Genomic DNA, 20,838 nt, shown 5'->3' with positions numbered 1-20,838 from the left:
TTAGATGCGGACGATGTGCACGTCCGTCAACGGCTTCTTGCCGAGGTGCGCGCGCACGACGCGCCGCACCGCCTGGCGCGCCGCCTCCTCGATCCGGCCATCGTCGCGCCGTTCGGCGGCGCTGAGATCGGCCAGCATCTCGCTCAGCCCCGCGGTGATGGCCTCGCCCAGCGTGCCGTCGCCGTCGTCGATGCCGCGCAGCGACACCTTGGGCGGCGCCACGGCCCGGCCACCCTTGTCGATCACCAGCGTGGCCGCCGCCGCGCCATTCCACAGGAGCTTGCGCCGCTCGCGCAGCGATTCGCCGTCGAGCGGCACCAACCCGTCGCCGTCGCGCGCCAGCCGGCCGGCATGGACGTGATCGATGATCTCGGCCGGCCCCGGTGCCAGGCGGACCAGCGTGCCGTTGGGCGCCAAAACCGTCTCCGGCACCTGGCAGGCCCGGGCGAGGGCCGCGTGCTCGACCATGTGGCGGACCTCGCCATGGACCGGCACGGCGATCTCGGGCCGGATCCACTGATAGACCCGGACCAGCTCGTCGCGCGCCGGATGGCCGGAGACGTGGATATTGGCCTCGCTGTCGGTGATGATTTCGACGCCGCGCGCCATCAGCGCGTTCTGCAGGCGGCCGACCGCCCGTTCGTTGCCCGGGATGACGCGCGAGGAGAAGATCGCGGTGTCCCCGTCTTCCAGCACCAGGTCGCGATGATCGCCGCTGGCGAGCTTGGCCATGGTGGCGCGCGGCTCGCCCTGGCTGCCGGTGCAGATGAACAGGACTTTTTCGCGCGGCAGGTAGCCTGCTTGCTGCTCGGGGATGCATTGCGGAAAGTCGAGCAGGTAGCCGCATTCCTGGGCCGATTCGACCATGCGCGTCAGCGCCCGGCCCGACAGCACGGGGTGGCGCCCGGCCGCCACGGCCGCCAGCGCCACGCTCTCGACGCGGGCGAGATTGGAGGCAAAGCAGGTCACGGCGACGCGGCACTTGGCCGTTTTCACCAGCTTCTCGAGGTTGGCGCGCACCGTCGACTCCGACCCCGCCTCGCCCTCGACGAAGACGTTGGTGCTGTCACACACCATGGCGAGAGCGCCCTCATCGCCGATGCGCCGCAGCATCGCCTCGTCGGTGACCTCGCCCAGAAGCGGCTCGGGGTCGATCTTCCAGTCGCCGGTATGGAATACCGTGCCGAGCTTGGTGCGGATCGCCAGCGCATTGGGCTCGAGGATCGAGTGCGTCATGGTGATCAGCTCGAGCTCGAACGGCGGCAGGCTGAGCTTGCCGCCCAACGGGATCTCGGTGATCGGCACCTCATTGACGAGGCCCGCCTCGACGAGCTTGCGGCGCAGCACCGAGGCCGCGAATGGCGTGGCGTAGACCGGTGCCTTGAGCCGCGGCCACAGATCGGCGACGGCGCCGAGATGGTCCTCGTGGGCGTGGGTCAGCACGATGCCCAAAAGGTCGGCCCGGCGCTCCTCGATGAAGGCGGGATCGGGCATCACGACCTCGACGCCCGGCATGGAATCGTCAGCGAAGCCGATGCCGAGATCGATCATCAACCACTTGCCGGCATGGCCGTAGAGGTTGAGGTTCATGCCGATCTCGCCCGCACCGCCCAGCGCGAGGAACAGCAGCTCGTCCTTGCCCGGAACGGTCATGCCACGTTCTTGCTGCGCTTCCAGATCTCGATCAGGCCGCGCGCCGTGATATCGGGCGCGACCTGGTCGATCACCGAGATGTGGCCTTCGAACACCGGGGCGAGGCCGCCGGTCGAGACGACCCTCATCGGCTTGCCGAACTCGGCTTTGATGCGGGTGACGATACCTTCGATCAGCCCGACATAGCCCCAGAACACGCCCGTATGCATGCAGGCCACCGTCGTAGTCCCGATCACATTCTGCGGCTTCTCCACGACAATTCGCGGCAGCAGCGCCGCGGCCCTGACCAACGCCTCGATGCTGAGATTTGGGCCTGGCGCGATGGCGCCACCGCAGTAGCTGCCTTCCTCGTCGACGACGTCGAAGTTGGTGGCCGTGCCGAAATCAACGACGACCACCGGCGTCCGGGGGAACATCAGGCTCGCGCCGACCGTATTGCAGATCCGGTCGGCGCCCGCGCCCACGCCCTTGATCTTGATGCCGTGGATGACGTTAGGCTCGCCGATGAACAGCGGCTCGCAATTGAGGTAGCGCGTGCACAGCCGGCGCAGGTTGAAATTGGCCTGGGGCACGACGCTGCCAATGATGGCGTCGGTGACCGTCTTGGGATCAATGCCTTCCATGCGCATCAGCTCGAACAGCCAGACCGCATGCTCGTCGGCGGTGCGCATGGCCGAGGTGTGCTGACGCCATTCGCCGACGATGCGGTCGCCGTCGACGACGCCGAACTTGATGTTCGTGTTGTTGCAGTTGATGGCGAGCAGCATGACGTCCTCCTACTCAACTCAGGCCGCGCGGCCCAACAGCTCACCCGACACGATCCGGCGCGGACCGGATGCTGTCTCCAGCAGTAGGGCGCCCTCGTGATCGACACCGCCGAAACGGCCGCGCACCAGCTCCTCGCCCAGCTTGACGTCGACCTCGGCGCCGAGCGGGCCGGCCTTGGCCAGCCAATGGGCGCGCACCGCGGCGAAGCCGTCACGCCGCCATTCGGCCAGCCGCGCGGCGAGCGCTGCCGTGAATTTCTCCAGCGTCGTCTCTACCGAGCCGCCCAGCGCTGCACCTGGATATCGCATCTCGGGCAGCTCGGGCGCGAAGCCGACATTGATGCCGATGCCGGCGATGACGTGCTGCACCACGCCGGTCTGGGCGATCGCGCTCTCGAGCAGGATGCCGGCGACCTTGCCGCCGTCGACAAGCACGTCGTTGGGCCATTTCACGCGGACCGTGCGGCCAGCCGGCACGATGTCGGCGACGGCAAGCGCCGAGACGAAGCCCAGCTCGGCGGCGCGCGCGGCCGGGCAGTCGGGCCGCAGGATGGTCGAGGTGTAGAGGTTGCCCACCGGGGAGGCCCAGCGGCGGCCGCGGCGGCCCCTGCCCCCGGTCTGCTCGCGCGCCCACACGACGGTGCCTTCGGTCGCGCCGTCATCGGCCAGGCGTGCGGCCTCGTCGTTGGTGCTGCCGACGCTCTCTAGCGCGACCAGCCGCCACCCGTCCGGCAGGACGGGTGCGGAACTCACGGGAAGAGGCCCTTGGCCGCGGCCGCGGCGACGACGCTGAGCGGCTGCGGCGCCAGCGAGAACACCGCCACGAGGACGGCGGACGCGAAGGCCACGACGCGGTTGACGCCGAACACGGGCTGGTCGAGTGCCTCGGCCGCCGGCTCGTCGAAGTACATCACCTTGACGATGCGCAGGTAGTAGTAGGACGCCACCACCGAGGCCAGCACGCCGAGCACGGCCGGCCAGTAGAGCTTGGCTTCGACGGCCGCCATGAAGATGTAGAGCTTGCCCCAGAAGCCCGCGAGCGGCGGGATGCCAGCCAGCGAGAACATGAACAGCAGCAGCGCGAAGGCCATCATCGGGTGGCTGCGCGCCAGGCCCGAGAGGTCGCCGATGCCCTCGACCATGACGCCGCGACGCTTCATCAGCAGGATGGTGGCGAATACGCCCAGCGTCATGACCAGGTAGATGGCGAGGTAGAAGACCACCGCCTGGATGCCCTTCTCGCTGCCGCTCGCCAAGCCCAGCAGGATGTAGCCGACATTGCCGATCGAGGAATAGGCCATCAGGCGCTTGATGTTCTGCTGGCGGAGCGCCGCGAAGGCGCCGAGCGCCATCGACAGCACCGAAGCCGCGACGATGATCTGCTGCCACTGCGCGAACAACGGCTTGAACGGGCCCATCAGGACCGAGACCAGCAGCGACATGGCGGCGATCTTGGGCGCGACCGCGAACAGCGCAGTCACCGGCGTCGGCGCGCCCTCGTAGACGTCGGGCGTCCACATGTGGAACGGCACGGCCGAGACCTTGAAGGCGAGGCCCGCGACCACGAACACCAAGCCGATGATGACGCCGGCCTCGGCACCCTTGCCGTCGATCAGGGCCTTGGAGATCTCCACGAAGGCGGTGCCGCCGCAGAAGCCGTAGATCAACGAGGCGCCGAACAGCAGCATGCCCGAGGCGACCGAGCCCAGGACGAAGTACTTCACGCCCGCTTCGGTCGAACGGATGCTGTCCCTCTGGAAGGCGGCGACGACGTAGAGCGCCAGCGATTGCAGCTCGAGGCCGACATACAGGGCCATCAGGTCGTTGGCCGAGATCATCAGCATCATGCCGAGGGTGGCCAGCGCCACCAGCAGCGGATACTCGAAGCGCCAGGCCTTGGCCTGCTCGAAATAAGCCCGCGACATCAGGACGGTGACGGCCGCCCCCACCAGCACCAGCGCCTTCATGGTCGTGGTCAGCCGGTCGACGATGAACAGCGAGGCGAAGGCCGTGCCCTCGCGATAGGGCATGAACAGCAGGACGGCGGTGACCAGCAACGCCGCCGACGTCGACACCGCCACGAAGGCGGTCGAGGCCTCGCCGCGCACCACGCCGTAGATCAACAGCAGGGCCGTGACCGCCGCGAGGAACAGCTCGGGCCGAGCCAGGGTCCAGGATTCGAGACCGACAACCATGTTCGTCACTCCCGGGTCACGGCAACGCCGCCGTGCGGGCGAGCTTGATGGCTGCCTGGTAGTCGCCGACCAGCTTGTCGACCGAGGCCGCCATGGGATCGAGGAAGGAGGCCGGATAGATGCCCATCCACAGGCTGAGCAGCAAGAGCGGCAGGAACACCACGATCTCGCGGCGGTTCATGTCTACGATGCCCTTCAACGAATCCTTGGTGAGCTCGCCGAAGATGATCTTGCGGTAGAGCCAGAGCGCGTAGGCCGCACCCAGGATCAGGCCGGTCGCCGCCAGGGTCGCCACCCAGGTGTTGGCCTTGAAGGCACCGACCAGGACCAGGAACTCGCCGACGAAACCCGACAGGCCGGGCAGACCGACGCTTGCCAGGGTGAACACCATGAAGGTGAAGGCATAGCGCGGCATGCGATGGACCAGGCCGCCATAGGCCGCGATCTCGCGGGTGTGCATGCGGTCATAGACCACCCCGACGCAAAGGAAGAGCGCGGCCGAGACGATGCCGTGGCTCAGCATCTGAAACAGCGAGCCCTGCACGCCCTGTATGTTGAGGATGAAGGCGCCGATCGTCACCAGGCCCATATGGGCAACCGACGAATAGGCGATCAGCTTCTTCATGTCCTCCTGCACCAGCGCCACCAGCGAGGTGTAGATCACGGCCACGACCGAGAGGCCGAAGATCAGCGGCGCGAAGTACTGCGTCGCCTCGGGCAGCAGCGGGATGGAGAGCCGCAGGAAGCCGTACCCGCCCATCTTCAGCAGCACGCCGGCCAGGATCACCGAGCCTGCCGTCGGGGCCTCGACGTGAGCGTCGGGCAGCCAGGTATGGACCGGCCACATCGGCACCTTGACGGCGAAGGAGGCGAAGAAGGCGAGCCACAGGTAGCACTGCCAGGTGAACGGCAGCTGCAGGCGCTCCATTGCCACCACGAGATCGGTGGTGCCGAGCTGCCAGTAGATGGCGATGATGGCCAGCAGCATCAGCACGGAGCCGAGCAGCGTGTAGAGGAAGAACTTGAAAGCGGCATAGACGCGCCGCGGGCCACCCCAGACGCCGATGATCAGGAACATCGGGATCAGGACGCCCTCGAAGAAGACATAGAACAGCGCGAGATCGAGCGCGCAGAACATGCCGACCATGAAGGTCTCGAGGACCAGGAAGGCGACCATGTACTCCTTGACGCGCACATGGACCGATTCCCAGCTCGCCAGGATGCAGATCGGCGTCAGCAGGGTCGACAGCAGGACGAAGAACAGCGAGATGCCGTCGATGCCCATGTGGTAGCCGATGCCGAGCGCCGGCACCCAGTCGAGCTTCTCCTCAAACTGGAAGCCCGCCTTGGTGGGATCGAAACGCGCCCACAGGATCAGCGAGATCAGGAAGGTGACGCCCGAGGTGACGAGCGCAATGCTGCGGCAGTTGCGCTCCACCGCCTCCTTCGGCCCGTTGACGATCAGGCAGAAGAACGCGCCGACCAGGGGCAGGAAGGTGACCAGCGAGAGGATGGGCCAGCTCGTCATCGTCCTACCTCACGAACATGAAGTAGGTGACGAGGGCCGCCACGCCGACCAGCATCACGAAGGCGTAGTGGTAGAGGTAGCCCGACTGGAAGCGCATCAGCACGCCCGCCATGTCCTGGGCGCGCGCGGCGATGTTGTCCGCGCCGAGACCGTCGATGGTGGCGCCATCGCCCTTCTTCCAGAAGAAGCGTCCGATCCGGAGCGCCGGCTGGACGATCATCGCCTCGTAGATCTCGTCGAAGTACCACTTGTTGTAGAACAGCGCGTGCAGGCCTGGGAAGCGTTTGACCGTCGCGTCGGGCAGCCAGGGCATGGTGATGTAGTACATGTAGCTCAACGCGATGCCCGAGAGTGCGAAGACCAGCGGCGCCAGCTTCACCCATAGCGGCACCTCGTGGGCGTGATGCAGCACCTCCTCGCTCACCTTGACGGCGACCGAGTTGCCCCAGAAGTGGTGCCAGTCGTGGCCGACGAACCAGTCGTAGGCGATGAAGCCCGACAGGGCCGCGCCGGCGCCCAGCACGTAAAGTGGGATCAGCACGACGGCGGGCGATTCGTGGGCGTGGTCCCAGGTGTGATGGTCGCCGCGGTACTTACCGTAGAAGGTCATGAACATCAGGCGGGTCGAGTAGAACGCCGTCAGGCCGGCTGCGATCGTGCCCAGCCAGAAGGCGATCAGGCCCACCGTGGTGTGCACGCCGTAGGCCGATTCGAGCATGATGTCCTTGGAGTAGAAGCCAGCGAAGCCGATGCCGTTGCCGAGCAGGAATGGCACGCCGATTCCCGACAAGGCCAAGGTACCGACCCACATGAGATAGAAGGTCTGCGGCGCCTTCTCCTTCACGCCACCCATCTTGCGCATGTCCTGCTCGTGATGCAGGGCCATGATGACCGAGCCCGAGCCCAGGAACAGCAGCGCCTTGAAGAAGGCGTGCGTCGTGAGGTGGAACATCGCCGCCTGATAGGAGCCGACGCCGGCGGCGAAGAACATGTAGCCGAGCTGGCTGCAGGTCGAATAGGCAACCACCCGCTTGATGTCGAACTGGGTGAGGCCGATCGTTGCGGCAAAGAAGGCCGTCGCAGCGCCGATCAGCGTCACGACCGTCGATGCGGTCGGCGCCAGCTCGAACAGCGGCGAGAGCCGGCAAACCATGAACACACCGGCCGTCACCATCGTGGCGGCATGGATCAGCGCCGAGACCGGTGTCGGGCCTTCCATGGCATCCGGCAGCCAGGTGTGCAGGCCGAGCTGGGCCGACTTGCCCATGGCGCCGACGAACAGCAGCAGGCAGGCCGTCTCGATCGCCGGCAGGTCCATGCCCAGGAAGTGGATGCGCATCTGCGCGATCTCAGGCGCCTTGGCGAAGATCTCGGCGAAGTTCACCGAGCCCGACAGCATCCAGACGGCGAAGATGCCGAGCGCGAAGCCGAAGTCGCCGACGCGGTTCACGATGAAGGCCTTGATGGCGGCGGCGTTGGCCGAGGGCTTGTCGTACCAGAAACCGATCAGCAGGTAGGACGCCAGGCCCACGCCTTCCCAGCCGAAGAACAGCTGCACCAGGTTGTCCGACGTCACCAGCATCAGCATGAAGAAGGTGAACAGGCTGAGATACGACATGAAGCGAGGGATGCTGGGATCCTCCGCCATGTAACCGATCGAGTAGACGTGGACCATCGACGACACGCCGGTGACGACGATCAGCATGACGGCCGTCAGCGTGTCGACGCGCAGCGACCAGGCGACGTCGAAGGTGCCGGAATCGATCCAGGTGAAGAGCTTGACCACGATCAGCTTGGCGTTCTCCGGGCCGAAGCCGATCTTGACGAACACGAAGATCGAGAGCGCCGCGGCGATCAGGAGCGCCGCGCAGGTGACGATCTGCGCCGGGCGGTCGCCGATCACGCGACAGAAAAGCCCGGCGATTGCGGCGGCGAGCAGCGGCAGCAGGACGATGAGCTTGATGGCGAGATCCATGACGCGGCGTCCCTAGCCCTTCATCGCGTTGATGTCTTCGACCTCGATGGTCCCGCGGTTGCGGAAATAGACCACGAGGATGGCAAGGCCGATCGCCGCCTCGGCGGCGGCCACGGTCAGCACCAGCATGGCGAAGACCTGGCCCACGACGTTGCCCTGGAAGACCGAGAAGGCGACGAGGTTGATATTGACCGCGAGCAGCATCAGCTCGACGCACATCAGGATGACGATGACGTTCTTGCGGTTCAGGAAGATGCCGAGGATGCCCAGGGTAAAGAGCACCGCGGCGACGAACAGGTAGTGGCCGAGCCCGATCACCATCACACGCCTCCCCGGGTCGGCACCTTGACCACGGTGACGGCGTCGCCCTTGGGCCGGTAGAGCTGCTCGCTGACCCTCTGGCGGCGCACGCCGGGACGGGTGCGCAGGGTCAGCACGATGGCGCCGATCATGGCGACCAGCAGCACCAGGCCCGCGACCTGGAACAGGTAGAAGTACTGGGTGTAGAGCACACGCCCGATTGCGCGGGTGTTGTCAATTGCGATGACCTGCGGCGTGGCTTTGTCGAGGCCCGTCAGGCTGGTCGTGCCGCCGCCGATCACGCCCAGTCCCAGCAGGATCTCGGCCAGCAGGACGAGCCCGATCAGCGCGCCGACCGGCAGGTATTTCAGGAAGCCCTCGCGCAGCTCCGTCAGGTTGATGTCGAGCATCATGACCACGAACAGGAACAGCACGGCGACGGCGCCGACATAGACGATGACCAGGATCATGGCGATGAACTCGGCGCCTATCAGCACGAACAGCGCGGCGGCGTTGAAGAAGGCCAGGATCAGGAACAGCACCGAGTAGACGGGATTGCGCGACACCACGACCATGGCGGCAGACGCCATGACCACGAACGCGAACACATAAAAGGCCAGAGCCTGAAGAATCATTGTCTCCCCCTACCCGTCCCGGCTCACCGATACGGCGCGTCGGCGTGGAGGTTGGCCGCGAGCATCGGCTCCCAACGGTCGCCGTTCGCGAGCAGCTTGTCCTTGTTGTACATCAGCTCCTCGCGGGTCTCCGTCGAGAACTCGAAGTTGGGGCCCTCGACGATGGCATCGACCGGGCAGGCTTCCTGGCAGAAGCCGCAGTAGATGCACTTGGTCATGTCGATGTCGTAGCGCGTCGTGCGCCGGCTGCCGTCGTCGCGCGGCTCGGCCTCGATGGTGATGGCCTGGGCCGGACAAATGGCCTCGCAGAGCTTGCAGGCGATGCAGCGTTCCTCGCCATTGGGATAACGGCGCAGCGCGTGCTCGCCGCGGAAGCGCGGGCTGAGCGGTCCCTTTTCATAGGGATAGTTCACCGTCACCTTGGGCTTGAACATGTACTTCAGGGTGAGCGCGAAGCCCGTCACCAGCTCGGAGAGCAGGAACGAACGCGCGGTACGGTCGAGAGAGGCCATCCTGCGACTCCCTAAAGCTTCGGAACCCAGCCGCCGAACTGCAGCACGGCGGCGGTGAGCACGACCCAGCCCAGCGACACGGGCAGGAAGACCTTCCAGCCCAGCCGCATCAGCTGGTCGTAGCGGTAACGGGGCAGCGTCCCCTTGGTCCATGAGAAGATGAACAGCAGGAACGCGATCTTGAAGGCGAACCAGACGATGCCGGGGACCCAGGTGAAAGGCGCGTACGGGATGGGAGACATCCAGCCGCCCAGGAACAGCACCGCACCCAGCGCCGACAACAGGATCATGTTGGCGTATTCGCCAAGGAAGAACAGGCCGAAGGTCATTGCCGAGTATTCGGTGTGGAAACCCGCTACCAGCTCGGCTTCCGACATCGGCAGGTCGAACGGCGTGCGGTTGGTCTCCGCCAGCGCCGAAACGAAGAAGATGACGAACATCGGCAGGAGCGGCAGCCAGAACCAGTTGAAGAACCAGCCGGACTGGGCGAGCACGACCTTGGAGAGGTTGAGCGAGCCGACGCAGAGCAGGACGGTGATCAGCACGAAGCCGATCGAGACTTCGTAGGACACCATCTGCGCCGCCGAGCGCAGCGCGCCCAGGAAGGCGTACTTCGAGTTCGAGGCCCAGCCGGCGATGATGATGCCGTAGACGCCGAGCGACGAGATGGCGAACAGGTAGAGGATGCCGACGTTGATGTCGGCGATGACCCAGCCGTCGTCGAACGGCACGACCGCCCAGGCGACCAGCGCCGTCATGAAGGCGATCATGGGCGCGATGATGAACAGCACGCCGTTGGCGCTCGACGGGACGATGGTCTCCTTCAGCACCAGCTTCAGGCCGTCGGCCATGGGCTGCAGCAGGCCGAACGGGCCGACCACGTTGGGGCCGCGGCGCAGCTGGATCGAGGCCCAGACCTTGCGGTCGACGTACGTCATGTAGGCCACTGCGACGAGTAGCGGGATGGTGACCGCCAGGCACTGCGCCACGATGACGATCGCCTGGCCGATCCAGTTGGTCGTGAAAAAGCGGATCAGGTCGGCGGTCATCCCATCCTCCGCGCCCGCTCGAGGGACCGCTTGGCAAACTCCTCACGCGAGGCGATGCATTCGGCCATGGTCCTTGACGAGCGGCTGATGGCGCAGGTCATGTAGAAGTTGCCGATCGGCGAAGCGAACATGGCGTCGCCGATCGGGCCCATCGCGCCGAACGTGCCCCAGCCGCCGGCCTGCTGCTGGTCGATGGCGGCAAAGCTCTTGTTGATGTGAATAAGCCGATCGCGGACCTGGTCGAGCGTGTCGTACGGCAGGGTCTTGCCCAGGCGCTCCGACAGCGCGCGCAGGATCGCCCAGTCCTCGCGGGCGTCGCCCGGCGGATAGGCGGCACGGCGCGCCAGCTGCACCCGGCCTTCGGTGTTCACGTAGGTGCCGGGCTTTTCGGTGTAGGCCGCCCCCGGCAACACCACGTCGGCGCGATTGGCGCCGGCGTCGCCGTGATGGCCCTGGTAGATCACGAAGGCCTTGCCCAGCCGCTTGGTGTCGATCTCGTCGGCGGCCAGCAGATAGACCGCGCCGATCTCGCCCCTCTCGCAGCCGGCCAAAATCCCCTCGACGTCCCGGCCGCCCTCACCCGGCACCAGGCCGAGATCGAGGCCGCCGACGCGCGCCGCCGCCGTGTGCAGGACGGCAAAGCCGTTCCAATCCTCGCGTACGGCGCCGAGCTTGTCGGCGAGATCGCGCGCCAACGCCAGCACCGCGGCGCCGTCGGATCGGGCGAGCGCGCCCATGCCGAGGATGATCAGCGGGTTCTTGGCCGCCTTCAGCTTCTCGAAGAAGCCGAGCTTGCCGTCGACCAGCTCGCGCAAGGTCGCCGGCCCCATGCCGAGGCGCTCGACCGGGTAGCTCAGGTCGTCAACCAGCCCGATGCCGGCGATGGGGCAGCCGCCGTGGAGGTAGCGCTTGCGGATGCGCGCGTTCAGCACCGGCGCTTCCCAGCGCGGATTGGTGCCGATCAGCAGGATGGCGTCCGCCTGGTCGATGCCGCGGATGCCCGCGTTGAAGATGTAGCTGCCGCGGGGCCCGCCTTCGAGCTTGGCGCCGTCCTGGCGGCAGTCGATGTTGGGCGAACCGAGCGCCGTCATCAGATCCTTGAGCGCCAGCATCGATTCGGCATCGCACTGGTCGCCGGCGATGGCCGCGATCTTGGAGCCTTCGAGCTTGCCGAGCCTGTCAACGATGGCGGTGAAGGCCTGGTCCCACGTCGCCTCGACGAGCTTGCCGCCCTTGCGCACGTACGGCCGATCGAGACGCTGATAGCGCAGGCCGTCGATGGCATGCCGCGTCTTGTCGGAGATCCACTCCTCGTTGACGTCGTCGTTCAGCCGCGGCAGCACGCGCATGACCTGCGCGCCGCGCGTGTCGATGCGGATGTTGGAACCCAGCGCGTCCAACACGTCGACCGATTCGGTCTTGGCAAGCTCCCAGGACCGCGCCTCGAAGGCGTAGGGCTTGGAGGTGAGCGCGCCGACCGGGCAGAGGTCGACCAGGTTGCCCGAGAGCTCGCTGGTCAGCGCATGCTCGACATAGGTCGTGACTTCCATGGACTCGCCGCGGCCGGTGGCACCGAGCTCTTCCGTCCCCGCCACCTCGGTGGCGAAGCGGATGCAGCGCGTGCAATGGATGCAGCGGTTCATCGAGGTCTTGACCAGCGGGCCCAGCTCCTTGTCGGGCACCGCGCGCTTGTTCTCGTGGAAGCGGCTGCGGTCGAAGCCGTAGCCCATCGCCTGGTCCTGCAGGTCGCACTCGCCGCCCTGGTCGCAGATCGGGCAGTCGAGCGGATGATTGATCAGCAGGAATTCCATCACGCCCTTGCGTGCCTTCTGCACCATCGGCGTGGTGGTGAAGATCTCCTGCTTGTCGGCGACAGGCAGCGCGCAACTCGCCTGCGGCTTGGGCGGGCCGGGCTTCACCTCAACCAGGCACATGCGGCAGTTGCCGGCGATCGACAGGCGCTCGTGATAGCAGAAGCGCGGGATCTCGAGGCCAGCGAGCTCACAGGCCTGCAGGATGGTGATCCCGGCCGGGACCTCCATCTCGACGCCGTCGATCTTGATCTTGGGCATTACCTGCTCCCTGCCCTACTCGGCCGCCAGCTTTTCGGTGCGCGCGCGGATGCGACGCTCCATCTCGGGCCGGAAATGGCGGATCAGGCCCTGGATCGGCCAGGCCGCCGCGTCGCCCAACGCACAGATCGTGTGGCCCTCGACCTGCCTGGTGACGTCCTCGAGCGCGTCGATCTCGTCGATGCGCGCATTGCCCACGACCATGCGTTCCATGACCCGCCACATCCAGCCGGTGCCCTCGCGGCACGGCGTGCACTGGCCGCAGCTCTCGTGCTTGTAGAACTGGCTGAGCCGCGCGATCGCCTTCACGATGTCCGTCGACTTGTCCATGACCATGACGGCCGCTGTGCCCAGCCCCGACTTCTGGTCACGCAGCGAGTCGAAATCCATCAGGACGGTGTCGCAGATCGACTTGGGCAGCAGCGGCACCGAGGCGCCGCCTGGAATCACCGCCAGGAGGTTGTCCCAACCGCCGCGCACGCCGCCGGCATGGCGATCGATGAGCTCGCGCAGCGGGATGCCCATCTCCTCCTCGACGTTGCACGGCTTGTTCACGTGGCCGGAGATGCAGAAGAGCTTCGTGCCGGTGTTGTTGGGGCGGCCGATGCCGGCAAACCACGCAGCACCGCGGCGCAGGATGGTCGGGGCGACGGCGATCGATTCGACGTTGTTCACCGTCGACGGGCAGCCATAGAGACCCGATCCGGCCGGGAACGGCGGCTTCAGCCGCGGCATGCCCTTCTTGCCTTCCAGGCTCTCCAGCAGCGCCGTCTCCTCGCCGCAGATATAGGCGCCGGCGCCGCGATGCACGTAGAGGTCGAAGTCCCAGCCCGAACCGCAGGCGTTCTTGCCCAGGAGTCCCGCGTCGTAGGCCTCCTTGATGGCGGCCTTCAGCGTCTCGGCCTCGTTGTAAAACTCGCCGCGCACGTAGATGTAGCCGGCGTTGGCGCGCATGGCGAAGCCCGCGACCAGGCAGCCTTCGACCAGCAGATGCGGGTCGTGACGCATGATGTCGCGATCCTTGCAGGTGCCCGGCTCGGACTCGTCGGCGTTGACCACCAGGTAATGCGGCCGGTCCTTCACCTCTTTCGGCATGAACGACCACTTGAGGCCGGTCGGGAAGCCCGCGCCGCCGCGCCCGCGCAGGCCCGACTTCTTCATCTCGTCGATGATGGCGTCCACGCCGCGGTCGAGGATGGCCTTGGTGTTGTCCCAGGCGCCGCGCGCGCGGGCGGCCGGCAGCCGCCAGTCGTGGAAACCGTAGAGGTTGGTGAAGATGCGGTCCTTGTCGGCAAGCATCGCCTACTCGCTCCTCAAGGTGGCAGACGTCAGCGTGGTGGGGCCGCCTTCGGGCGCCGATGTCTGGCGGTCGACCTGCGGGCCGGGCTTGGGCGTCTCGCCGCGCTTGAAGGCATCAAGCACCTTCTGCAGCGAGGCCTCGTCGAGGTCTTCGTAGAAGTCGTCGTTGATCTGCACGACCGGCGCGTTCACGCAGGCGCCGAGGCATTCGACCTCCTGCACGCTGAAGGTCTCGCCGTCGGCGGCATGCTGGCAGGCCTTCATGATCGCGTCGGAGCCGCGCAGCCAGCACGGCGTCGTGGTGCACACCTGCAGCAGGTACTTACCCTTCGGCTTGAGCTGGAACATCGTATAGAAGGTCGCGATCTCGTAGACGCGGATCGGCGCCATATCGAGAAGCTTGGCGACCTCATCCATCGCCGCGCGCGACAGCCAGCCTTCCTGGCGCTGCGCCAGGTCGAGCACGCCGATCACCGCGCTGGCCTGACGGCCGGGCGGATAATTCGCGATCAGGGCTTTGACCTTCTCCAGGTACTCCGGCGTGAATCGGAATTCCTCGACATAGGGCACGTCCACGGGATCAGCGGTGATCATGGCCTGCGATCGTCTCCTAGCGGTCGATCTCGCCGAACACGATGTCGAGCGAGCCGATGTTCGCCGACATGTCGGCGAGCTGGTGGCCCTTGGTCATCATGTCGAGCGCAGCGAGATGCGGGAAACCCGGCGCGCGGATCTTGCAGCGATAGGGCTTGTTGGTGCCGTCGGACACGAGATAGACGCCGAACTCGCCCTTGGGCGCCTCGACGGCGGTATAGGTCTCGCCGGCCGGCACTTTGTAGCCCTCGGTGTAGAGCTTGAAATGGTGGATCAGGGCTTCCATCGAGCCCTTCATCTCGCCGCGGCGCGGCGGCGAGATCTTGCGGTCGTCGACTCGCACCGGGCCGCTCACGGTGCGCAGCGCCTGGACGCACTGCTCCATGATGCGGGCGCTCTGGTACATCTCCTCGATGCGCACCAGGTAGCGCGCGAAGCAGTCGCCGGTCTTGCCGACCGGGATGTCGAAATCCATACGGTCGTACACGTCGTAGGGCTGCGACTTGCGCAGGTCCCACGGCAGGCCCGAGGCGCGGATCATCGGGCCCGAGAATCCCCAATCGAGCGCCTGCTGCGGATTGACGACGCCGATATCGACCGTGCGCTGACGGAAGATGCGGTTGTCGTTCAGCAGATTCTCGATGTCCTTCATGAACGGGTAGAACTGCTTGATCCACGCATCCATGGAGTCGAGCATGCCATCCGGCAGGTCCTGATGTACGCCGCCGGGCCGGAAGTACGCCGCATGCATGCGCGAGCCGCTGACGCCCTCGTAGTACTCCATCAGGAGCTCTCGCTGCTCGAAGCCCCACAACGGCGGGGTGAGCGCACCGGTGTCCATCGCGAAAGTGGTGACATTCAGCAGGTGGTTGAGGATGCGCGTGATCTCGGAGAACAGGACGCGGATGTACTGACCGCGCTCCGGTACGGTGATGCCCAAAAGCTTCTCGACGGCGAGCGCGTAGGCATGCTCCTGGTTCATCGGCGAGACGTAGTCGAGCCGGTCGAAGTACGGCACCGCCTGCAGGTAGCTCTTGTATTCGATCAGCTTCTCGGTGCCGCGATGCAGCAGCCCGATGTGCGGATCGCAGCGTTCGACGATCTCGCCGTCCATCTCGACGACCAGGCGCAGCACGCCGTGGGCCGCCGGATGCTGCGGCCCGAAGTTCATCGTCAGCGTTTTGATCTCGACGTCGGACATGACGCTAACTCTTTGCCTTCTCGTCGGCCTTCTCGTCCCCGGGCAGCACCTGGTGCGCGCCTTCCCACGGACTCAGGAAGTCGAAACGACGGAACTCCTGGGTGAGCTTCACCGGCTCGTAGACGACGCGCTTCTGCAGGTCGTCCCAGCGCAGCTCGACGAAGCCGGTCAGCGGGAAATCCTTGCGCAGCGGATGGCCCTCGAAACCGTAGTCGGTGAGGATGCGGCGCAGGTCGGGATGGTCGGCGAACCAGACGCCGTAGAGGTCGTAGGTCTCGCGCTCGAACCAGCCGGCCGAGCTGAACAGCGGCGCGGCAGACGGCACCGGCGTGGTCTCGTCGGTCGCGACCTTGACGCGGACGCGCTGATTGTTCTTGAGACTGAGCAGATTGTAGACGACGTCGAAGCGCTTCTCGCGCTCGGGCCAGTCGACGCCGCAGACATCGATCAGCTGCTTGAACAGGCAGCGCGGATCGTCACGCAGGAAGGTCAGCAGCGCGATCAGCTTGTCTGGCGTCGTCTCAAGCATCAGCTCGCCCAGGCGTACATTCGCGGCAACGACCGCGCCAGCGGTCGCCTGCTTGATGTGCTCGCCGAGTTCTTGAAGGGGTTCGCTCACCGAACGATCGTCCCAGTCCGGCGGACCTTCTTCTGGAGCTGCAGCACGCCGTAGAGCAGCGCCTCGGCGGTCGGCGGGCAGCCCGGGACGTAGATGTCGACGGGTATGATGCGATCGCAGCCGCGCACGACGGAGTAGCTGTAGTGGTAGTAGCCGCCGCCGTTGGCGCAGGAGCCCATGGAGATCACGTAGCGCGGCTCGGCCATCTGGTCGTAGACCTTGCGCAGGGCCGGCGCCATCTTGTTGGTGAGCGTGCCGGCCACGATCATGACGTCGGCCGAGCGCGGGCTCGGCATCGGCGCGAAGCCGAAACGGTCGAGGTCGTAACGGCTCATCCAGCAGTGGATCATCTCGACGCCGCAGCAGGCGAGACCGAAGGTCAGGCCCCACATCGAACCGGTGCGCGCCCAGGTGATCAGCTTGTCGAGCTGAGCGACGACGAAGCCCTTGTCGGCGAGCTCATCGTTCAGCGCGCGCGACAGCGCCGCCTCAGCAGCGGGATTGGTCTTGGCTGGGGTGATCACTCCCATTCCAACGCTCCCTTACGCCACTCGTAGATGAATCCGACCGTGAGCACGGCCAGGAACAGCATCATCGACCAGAATCCGAACAGGCCTATGTCACCTAACGCCACAGCCCACGGAAAAAGGAACGCGACCTCGAGGTCGAAAATGATGAAAAGGATGGCAACCAGGTAGAAGCGGACATCGAACTGGCCACGGGCGTCGTCGAAGGGCGCGAAGCCGCATTCGAAGGGCGATAGCTTCTCGGAATTCGGGTTCTGGCGGGCGACGAGGTAGGAGCCACCAACCGCGGCACAACAAATAACCAGGGCGAGGCCAAGGAAGATCAGGATTGGCAGGTATTCCCTGAGAAGATCTTCCATCGCCACCCCTCGCTGCGTGTGGCGCCCGTTCGGGCTGCCAGCGTTGGGGCTGGCGCGAGCGACGGGACTCGAACCCGCGACCTCCGGCGTGACAGGCCGGCGTTCTAACCAACTGAACTACGCCCGCGTAAGTCCCCAACGGCGCGCGAGAGATATAGGACACCCTATATAGTGTCAAGCATACCGCAATCGCGAAGGCGTGCGTAAGTGCCGGAAATATCGACGCTTTCCGCACGTTGGCAGAGAGCCGCGAAAGAGTGTCGGGTGATTTGCAAATTGCAGCGAGCACGTCACCCGGACATCTGTGAACGACTTGCGTTATGCCGCCGCAATCCGTCGAGATGTGCTAGAAGCGCCGCCGGGCGATTAGCTCAGCGGTAGAGCATTCCCTTTACACGGGACAGGTCGGCGGTTCGATCCCGTCATCGCCCACCAGCCTTCGCTCGCGAAGCGAGTGAAGGCTGCCCGCCGAAGCCCAAAGGGCGAAGGCGGGCTTTGTGGCCCGCGAGCTACGGCTTGGCGAGCCAGCCCCACCCCTCTCCCCGTCTAGTTAATCGCGTCCTTGAGCTGCTTGCTGGCCTTGAAGCGCGGGACGTTGGCGGCCGGAATCTTGATCTTCTCGCCGGTCTGGGGGTTGCGGCCCTCGGCGGCCTTGCGTTTGGACACCTGGAAGGTGCCGAAGCCGACCAGAAGGACCTTTTCCTTCTTCTTCAATGATTTGGTGATGACCGTCAGCATCGCTTCGATCGCGCCGGCTGCGTCGGTCTTGGACAGGTTGGTCGAAGCGGCAACGGCGGCAATCAAATCGTGCTTATTCACAGGCAGACCCCCAATGATCCGGCTGGCGGGAGTGTAAGGGCGCGCGGAAAACCGCGTCAACGTTGAATACCATATTTTGTAGGAAAGACGGGCCTAAAACCGCATAGGTAGCGAGGAAAGGCCTTTTCCCCCTTCCGGGTCGCCGGCATCTCGCCGGCTCATGAGCCGGCCGGAGGCCGGCGGTCCGGAAGAACCCAAAACGACGAAGCCCCGGATCGCTCCGGGGCTTCACCGTTCGTTCGTTGTGGACCGCTCAGTGGGCGCGGACTTCGGCGCCTTCGGCCGGCTTGGCGGCCGCCACTTCGAGGTCGTTCGGCCACTCGATGGCGACCAGCGGCTTGACCAGCGCGCGGGCCAGGACCTCGTCGACCGTCGAGACCGGCACGATCTCCAGGCCCTTCTTCACGTTGTCGGGAATCTCCGGCAGATCGCGCTCATTCTCCTTGGGGATGAGCACGGTCTTGAGACCACCGCGCAACGCGGCCAGCAGCTTCTCCTTCAGGCCACCGATCGGCATGACACGGCCGCGCAGGCTGATCTCGCCGGTCATGGCGACTTCCTTGCGCACCGCCACGCCGGTCAACGCCGAGACGATCGAGGTGATCATCGCGACACCCGCCGACGGGCCGTCCTTCGGCGTGGCGCCCTCGGGCACGTGCACGTGGATGTCGCGCTTCTCGAACATCACCGGCTTGATGCCGAACGAGTTGGCACGAGACCGGACATAGGCGTTGGCCGCCTGCACCGACTCCTGCATGACATCGCCCAGCTTGCCGGTGACGGTCACCCGGCCGCGGCCGGGCACCAGCACGGCTTCGACCTGCAGCAGCTCGCCGCCGACCTCTGTCCACGCCAGACCCGTCGTGATGCCGACAAGATCCTCGAGCTCGGCCTCGCCGAAGCGGAAGCGACGGACGCCGGCATACTTGTCGAGGTTCTTGGCCCGCACCTTCACCTTGGCCGTCCCCTTCATGAGGATTTCCTTGGTGGCTTTGCGCGCCAGGTTGGCGATCTCGCGCTCGAGGTTACGCACACCGGCCTCGCGCGTGTAGTAGCGCACGAGGTCGCGCACGGCATCGTCGCCGATGTCGAGCTCGCCTTCCTTGAGGCCGTTGGCCTCGATCTGCTTGACGATCAGGTGCTTGCGGGCGATCGCGACCTTCTCGTCCTCGGTGTAGCCGGCCAGCCGGATGATCTCCATGCGATCCATCAGCGGCTGCGCCATGCGCAGCGAGTTCGCCGTGGTGATGAACATCACGTTCGACAGGTCGTAATCGACCTCGAGGTAATGGTCGTTGAAGGTCGAGTTCTGCTCGGGATCCAGGACCTCGAGCAGCGCCGACGACGGATCGCCGCGGAAATCCGCGCCGAGCTTGTCGATCTCGTCGAGCAGGAACAGCGGGTTCGACGACTTCGCCTTCTTCATGCTCTGCAGGACCTTGCCCGGCAGCGAGCCGATATAGGTCCGGCGATGGCCGCGGATCTCGGCTTCGTCACGCACGCCGCCCAGCGACATGCGCACGAAATTACGGCCGGTCGCCTTGGCGATCGACTTGCCGAGCGAAGTCTTGCCGACGCCCGGCGGGCCGACCAGGCACAGGATCGGGCCCCTCATCTTGTCGACGCGCTGCTGAACCGCGAGGTACTCGAGGATACGTTCCTTGACCTTCTCAAGGCCGTGATGATCGGCGTTGAGCACGTCCTCGGCGTACTTGAGGTCCTTGATGATCTTCGTGGGCTTGCGCCACGGGATCGACAGCAGCCATTCGAGGTAGTTACGCACCACCGTCGCTTCGGCCGACATCGGGCTCATGGTGCGGAGCTTCTTCAGCTCGGCATTTGCCTTCTCGCGCGCCTCCTTGCTGAGACGCGTCTTCTTGATGCGCTTCTCCATCTCGGAGATCTCGTCGCGACCGTCCTCGGTCTCGCCAAGCTCCTTCTGGATCGCCTTCATCTGCTCGTTGAGATAGTATTCGCGCTGCGTCTTCTCCATCTGACGCTTCACGCGGTTGCGGATCTTCTTCTCGACCTGCAGCACGCCGATCTCGCCTTCCATCAGGCCGAGAATGCGCTCAAGCCGCTTGCTGACCGAGTCGAGCTCGAGCAGCTGCTGCTTCTCGGGGACCTTGAGCGCCAGGTGCTGGGAGATCTGGTCGGCAAGCTTGGCGGGCTCGTCGATCTTGGCGATCGAGACGACCACCTCAGGCGGCACCTTCTTGTTCAGCTTGACGTAGTTCTCGAACTCCGAGACCACGGACCGCGCCGCGGCCTGCAGTTCGGAGGCGTCCGACACCGTCTCCTCCATGTCGACGGCGTTGGCCTCGACGAAGTCCGCCTTGCCGGTGTAGCTGACGATCCTGACGCGCTTGCCGCCTTCGACCAGCACCTTCACGGTATCGTCAGGCAACTTCAGCAGCTGCAGCACCGTGCCGAGCGTGCCGATGGTGTAGATGTCCTCAGGCCCGGGATCGTCCTGGCTGGCGTTCTTCTGGGCGATCAGCAGGATCTGCTTGTCGTCCTTCATGACCTCTTCGAGGGCCTTCACGCTCTTTTCGCGGCCGACGAAGAGCGGCACGATCATGCCGGGGAACACGACAATGTCGCGCAACGGCAGGACGGGATAGGTGGTGCCTACAGTGGGGGCGTTCATGACTGCCTCGCTACATACGCTGTTAGAGCTACCCGCACCCTGGCCGCGATCCCCGCAATGGGCGATCCGCGACCTGCCGGCACG

The 20,838-nt window shown here is 65.6% G+C and carries 19 protein-coding genes and 2 tRNA genes; 1 reads left to right on the top strand and 20 read right to left on the bottom strand.

Annotated features, from left to right (window positions below; all coding sequences use genetic code 11):
• The 18 genes from RSO01_RS10065 to RSO01_RS09980 all read right to left on the bottom strand — a co-directional run bounded on the left by RSO01_RS10065 (position 1) and on the right by RSO01_RS09980 (position 17,412).
• Positions 1 to 1,653, bottom strand: a complete 1,653-nt coding sequence (locus RSO01_RS10065) for a ribonuclease J (protein WP_147148773.1) — start codon at positions 1,651 to 1,653, stop codon at positions 1 to 3.
• Positions 1,650 to 2,420: a type III pantothenate kinase gene (locus RSO01_RS10060; RefSeq protein WP_147148771.1), complete on the bottom strand. Its 771-nt coding sequence runs from the start codon at positions 2,418 to 2,420 to the stop codon at positions 1,650 to 1,652. Before RSO01_RS10060 ends, RSO01_RS10065 begins: the two co-directional genes overlap by 4 nt.
• A gap of 18 nt (positions 2,421 to 2,438) precedes the next feature.
• Complete coding sequence (locus RSO01_RS10055) at positions 2,439 to 3,173, bottom strand: biotin--[acetyl-CoA-carboxylase] ligase (RefSeq protein ID WP_218037298.1); 735 nt, start codon at positions 3,171 to 3,173, stop codon at positions 2,439 to 2,441.
• Positions 3,170 to 4,615 (bottom strand): NADH-quinone oxidoreductase subunit NuoN, encoded by a 1,446-nt coding sequence (gene nuoN, locus RSO01_RS10050; RefSeq protein ID WP_147148769.1) that lies wholly within the window; start codon positions 4,613 to 4,615, stop codon positions 3,170 to 3,172. Before nuoN ends, RSO01_RS10055 begins: the two co-directional genes overlap by 4 nt.
• A 16-nt stretch (positions 4,616 to 4,631) precedes the next feature.
• On the bottom strand, positions 4,632 to 6,143 hold the full coding sequence (locus tag RSO01_RS10045) for an NADH-quinone oxidoreductase subunit M (protein ID WP_147148766.1): 1,512 nt from the start codon (positions 6,141 to 6,143) through the stop codon (positions 4,632 to 4,634).
• 4 nt (positions 6,144 to 6,147) lie between these two features.
• Positions 6,148 to 8,118: an NADH-quinone oxidoreductase subunit L gene (nuoL, locus tag RSO01_RS10040; RefSeq protein WP_147148764.1), complete on the bottom strand. Its 1,971-nt coding sequence runs from the start codon at positions 8,116 to 8,118 to the stop codon at positions 6,148 to 6,150.
• 12 nt (positions 8,119 to 8,130) lie between these two features.
• On the bottom strand, positions 8,131 to 8,439 hold the full coding sequence (gene nuoK / locus RSO01_RS10035; protein ID WP_147148762.1) for an NADH-quinone oxidoreductase subunit NuoK: 309 nt from the start codon (positions 8,437 to 8,439) through the stop codon (positions 8,131 to 8,133).
• The gene (locus RSO01_RS10030) at positions 8,439 to 9,053 is read right to left on the bottom strand and encodes an NADH-quinone oxidoreductase subunit J (protein WP_147148760.1); all 615 of its coding nucleotides are present in this window, start codon (positions 9,051 to 9,053) and stop codon (positions 8,439 to 8,441) included. The genes nuoK and RSO01_RS10030 overlap by 1 nt, the downstream gene beginning before the upstream one ends.
• A 23-nt stretch (positions 9,054 to 9,076) precedes the next feature.
• Positions 9,077 to 9,565 (bottom strand): NADH-quinone oxidoreductase subunit NuoI, encoded by a 489-nt coding sequence (gene nuoI, locus RSO01_RS10025; protein ID WP_147148758.1) that lies wholly within the window; start codon positions 9,563 to 9,565, stop codon positions 9,077 to 9,079.
• Positions 9,566 to 9,576: 11 nt separating this feature from the next.
• Positions 9,577 to 10,602: an NADH-quinone oxidoreductase subunit NuoH gene (gene nuoH, locus RSO01_RS10020; RefSeq protein WP_218037302.1), complete on the bottom strand. Its 1,026-nt coding sequence runs from the start codon at positions 10,600 to 10,602 to the stop codon at positions 9,577 to 9,579.
• A gap of 8 nt (positions 10,603 to 10,610) precedes the next feature.
• Positions 10,611 to 12,686, bottom strand: a complete 2,076-nt coding sequence (nuoG, locus tag RSO01_RS10015; RefSeq protein WP_147148754.1) for an NADH-quinone oxidoreductase subunit NuoG — start codon at positions 12,684 to 12,686, stop codon at positions 10,611 to 10,613.
• Positions 12,687 to 12,701: 15 nt separating this feature from the next.
• Positions 12,702 to 13,985 (bottom strand): NADH-quinone oxidoreductase subunit NuoF, encoded by a 1,284-nt coding sequence (gene nuoF, locus RSO01_RS10010; protein WP_147148752.1) that lies wholly within the window; start codon positions 13,983 to 13,985, stop codon positions 12,702 to 12,704.
• Positions 13,986 to 13,988: 3 nt separating this feature from the next.
• Complete coding sequence (gene nuoE / locus RSO01_RS10005; protein ID WP_147148750.1) at positions 13,989 to 14,579, bottom strand: NADH-quinone oxidoreductase subunit NuoE; 591 nt, start codon at positions 14,577 to 14,579, stop codon at positions 13,989 to 13,991.
• A 16-nt stretch (positions 14,580 to 14,595) separates the two neighbouring features.
• A complete protein-coding gene (locus RSO01_RS10000) occupies positions 14,596 to 15,780 on the bottom strand; it encodes an NADH-quinone oxidoreductase subunit D (protein ID WP_147148748.1) in 1,185 nt (394 codons plus the stop codon).
• Between the two features lie 4 nt (positions 15,781 to 15,784).
• A complete protein-coding gene (locus RSO01_RS09995) occupies positions 15,785 to 16,399 on the bottom strand; it encodes an NADH-quinone oxidoreductase subunit C (RefSeq protein ID WP_147148746.1) in 615 nt (204 codons plus the stop codon).
• On the bottom strand, positions 16,396 to 16,929 hold the full coding sequence (locus RSO01_RS09990) for a NuoB/complex I 20 kDa subunit family protein (protein ID WP_147148744.1): 534 nt from the start codon (positions 16,927 to 16,929) through the stop codon (positions 16,396 to 16,398). Before RSO01_RS09990 ends, RSO01_RS09995 begins: the two co-directional genes overlap by 4 nt.
• Entirely contained in the window at positions 16,920 to 17,285 is a 366-nt protein-coding gene (locus tag RSO01_RS09985; RefSeq protein ID WP_147148742.1) for an NADH-quinone oxidoreductase subunit A, read from the bottom strand. Before RSO01_RS09985 ends, RSO01_RS09990 begins: the two co-directional genes overlap by 10 nt.
• 50 nt (positions 17,286 to 17,335) lie before the next feature.
• A tRNA-Asp gene (locus tag RSO01_RS09980) sits at positions 17,336 to 17,412 on the bottom strand.
• Between the two features lie 233 nt (positions 17,413 to 17,645).
• On the opposite strand from RSO01_RS09980, the gene RSO01_RS09975 reads away from it, so the two are divergent.
• Positions 17,646 to 17,720: transfer RNA gene (locus tag RSO01_RS09975), tRNA-Val, on the top strand.
• A 111-nt stretch (positions 17,721 to 17,831) separates the two neighbouring features.
• Here RSO01_RS09975 and RSO01_RS09970 read toward each other — a convergent pair.
• Together RSO01_RS09970 and lon are read right to left on the bottom strand one after the other, a co-directional pair.
• Positions 17,832 to 18,164 (bottom strand): HU family DNA-binding protein, encoded by a 333-nt coding sequence (locus RSO01_RS09970; RefSeq protein ID WP_373867887.1) that lies wholly within the window; start codon positions 18,162 to 18,164, stop codon positions 17,832 to 17,834.
• A gap of 193 nt (positions 18,165 to 18,357) precedes the next feature.
• Positions 18,358 to 20,754: an endopeptidase La gene (gene lon / locus RSO01_RS09965; RefSeq protein WP_147148740.1), complete on the bottom strand. Its 2,397-nt coding sequence runs from the start codon at positions 20,752 to 20,754 to the stop codon at positions 18,358 to 18,360.
• Between the last annotated feature and the right edge of the window lie 84 nt (positions 20,755 to 20,838).

Origin of the sequence: Reyranella soli, from assembly GCF_007992495.1 — a bacterium.
GTDB lineage: Bacteria > Pseudomonadota > Alphaproteobacteria > Reyranellales > Reyranellaceae > Reyranella > Reyranella soli.
This window is presented reverse-complemented; position numbering and strand designations above follow the sequence as displayed.

Excerpts from the sequence above, each read along its gene's own strand:
- nuoK (WP_147148762.1), bottom strand. The coding sequence starts at position 8,439 with ATGGTGATCGGGCTCGGCCACTACCTGTTCGTCGCCGCGGTGCTCTTT.
- nuoL (WP_147148764.1), bottom strand. The coding sequence starts at position 8,118 with ATGGATCTCGCCATCAAGCTCATCGTCCTGCTGCCGCTGCTCGCCGCC.
- RSO01_RS10065 (WP_147148773.1), bottom strand. The coding sequence starts at position 1,653 with ATGACCGTTCCGGGCAAGGACGAGCTGCTGTTCCTCGCGCTGGGCGGT.
- nuoG (WP_147148754.1), bottom strand. The coding sequence starts at position 12,686 with ATGCCCAAGATCAAGATCGACGGCGTCGAGATGGAGGTCCCGGCCGGG.
- nuoI (WP_147148758.1), bottom strand. The coding sequence starts at position 9,565 with ATGGCCTCTCTCGACCGTACCGCGCGTTCGTTCCTGCTCTCCGAGCTG.
- RSO01_RS10000 (WP_147148748.1), bottom strand. The coding sequence starts at position 15,780 with ATGTCCGACGTCGAGATCAAAACGCTGACGATGAACTTCGGGCCGCAG.
- RSO01_RS10045 (WP_147148766.1), bottom strand. The coding sequence starts at position 6,143 with ATGACGAGCTGGCCCATCCTCTCGCTGGTCACCTTCCTGCCCCTGGTC.
- RSO01_RS09990 (WP_147148744.1), bottom strand. The coding sequence starts at position 16,929 with ATGGGAGTGATCACCCCAGCCAAGACCAATCCCGCTGCTGAGGCGGCG.
- RSO01_RS09985 (WP_147148742.1), bottom strand. The coding sequence starts at position 17,285 with ATGGAAGATCTTCTCAGGGAATACCTGCCAATCCTGATCTTCCTTGGC.
- RSO01_RS10060 (WP_147148771.1), bottom strand. The coding sequence starts at position 2,420 with ATGCTGCTCGCCATCAACTGCAACAACACGAACATCAAGTTCGGCGTC.
- nuoN (WP_147148769.1), bottom strand. The coding sequence starts at position 4,615 with ATGGTTGTCGGTCTCGAATCCTGGACCCTGGCTCGGCCCGAGCTGTTC.
- nuoE (WP_147148750.1), bottom strand. The coding sequence starts at position 14,579 with ATGATCACCGCTGATCCCGTGGACGTGCCCTATGTCGAGGAATTCCGA.
- lon (WP_147148740.1), bottom strand. The coding sequence starts at position 20,754 with ATGAACGCCCCCACTGTAGGCACCACCTATCCCGTCCTGCCGTTGCGC.
- nuoF (WP_147148752.1), bottom strand. The coding sequence starts at position 13,985 with ATGCTTGCCGACAAGGACCGCATCTTCACCAACCTCTACGGTTTCCAC.
- RSO01_RS10030 (WP_147148760.1), bottom strand. The coding sequence starts at position 9,053 with ATGATTCTTCAGGCTCTGGCCTTTTATGTGTTCGCGTTCGTGGTCATG.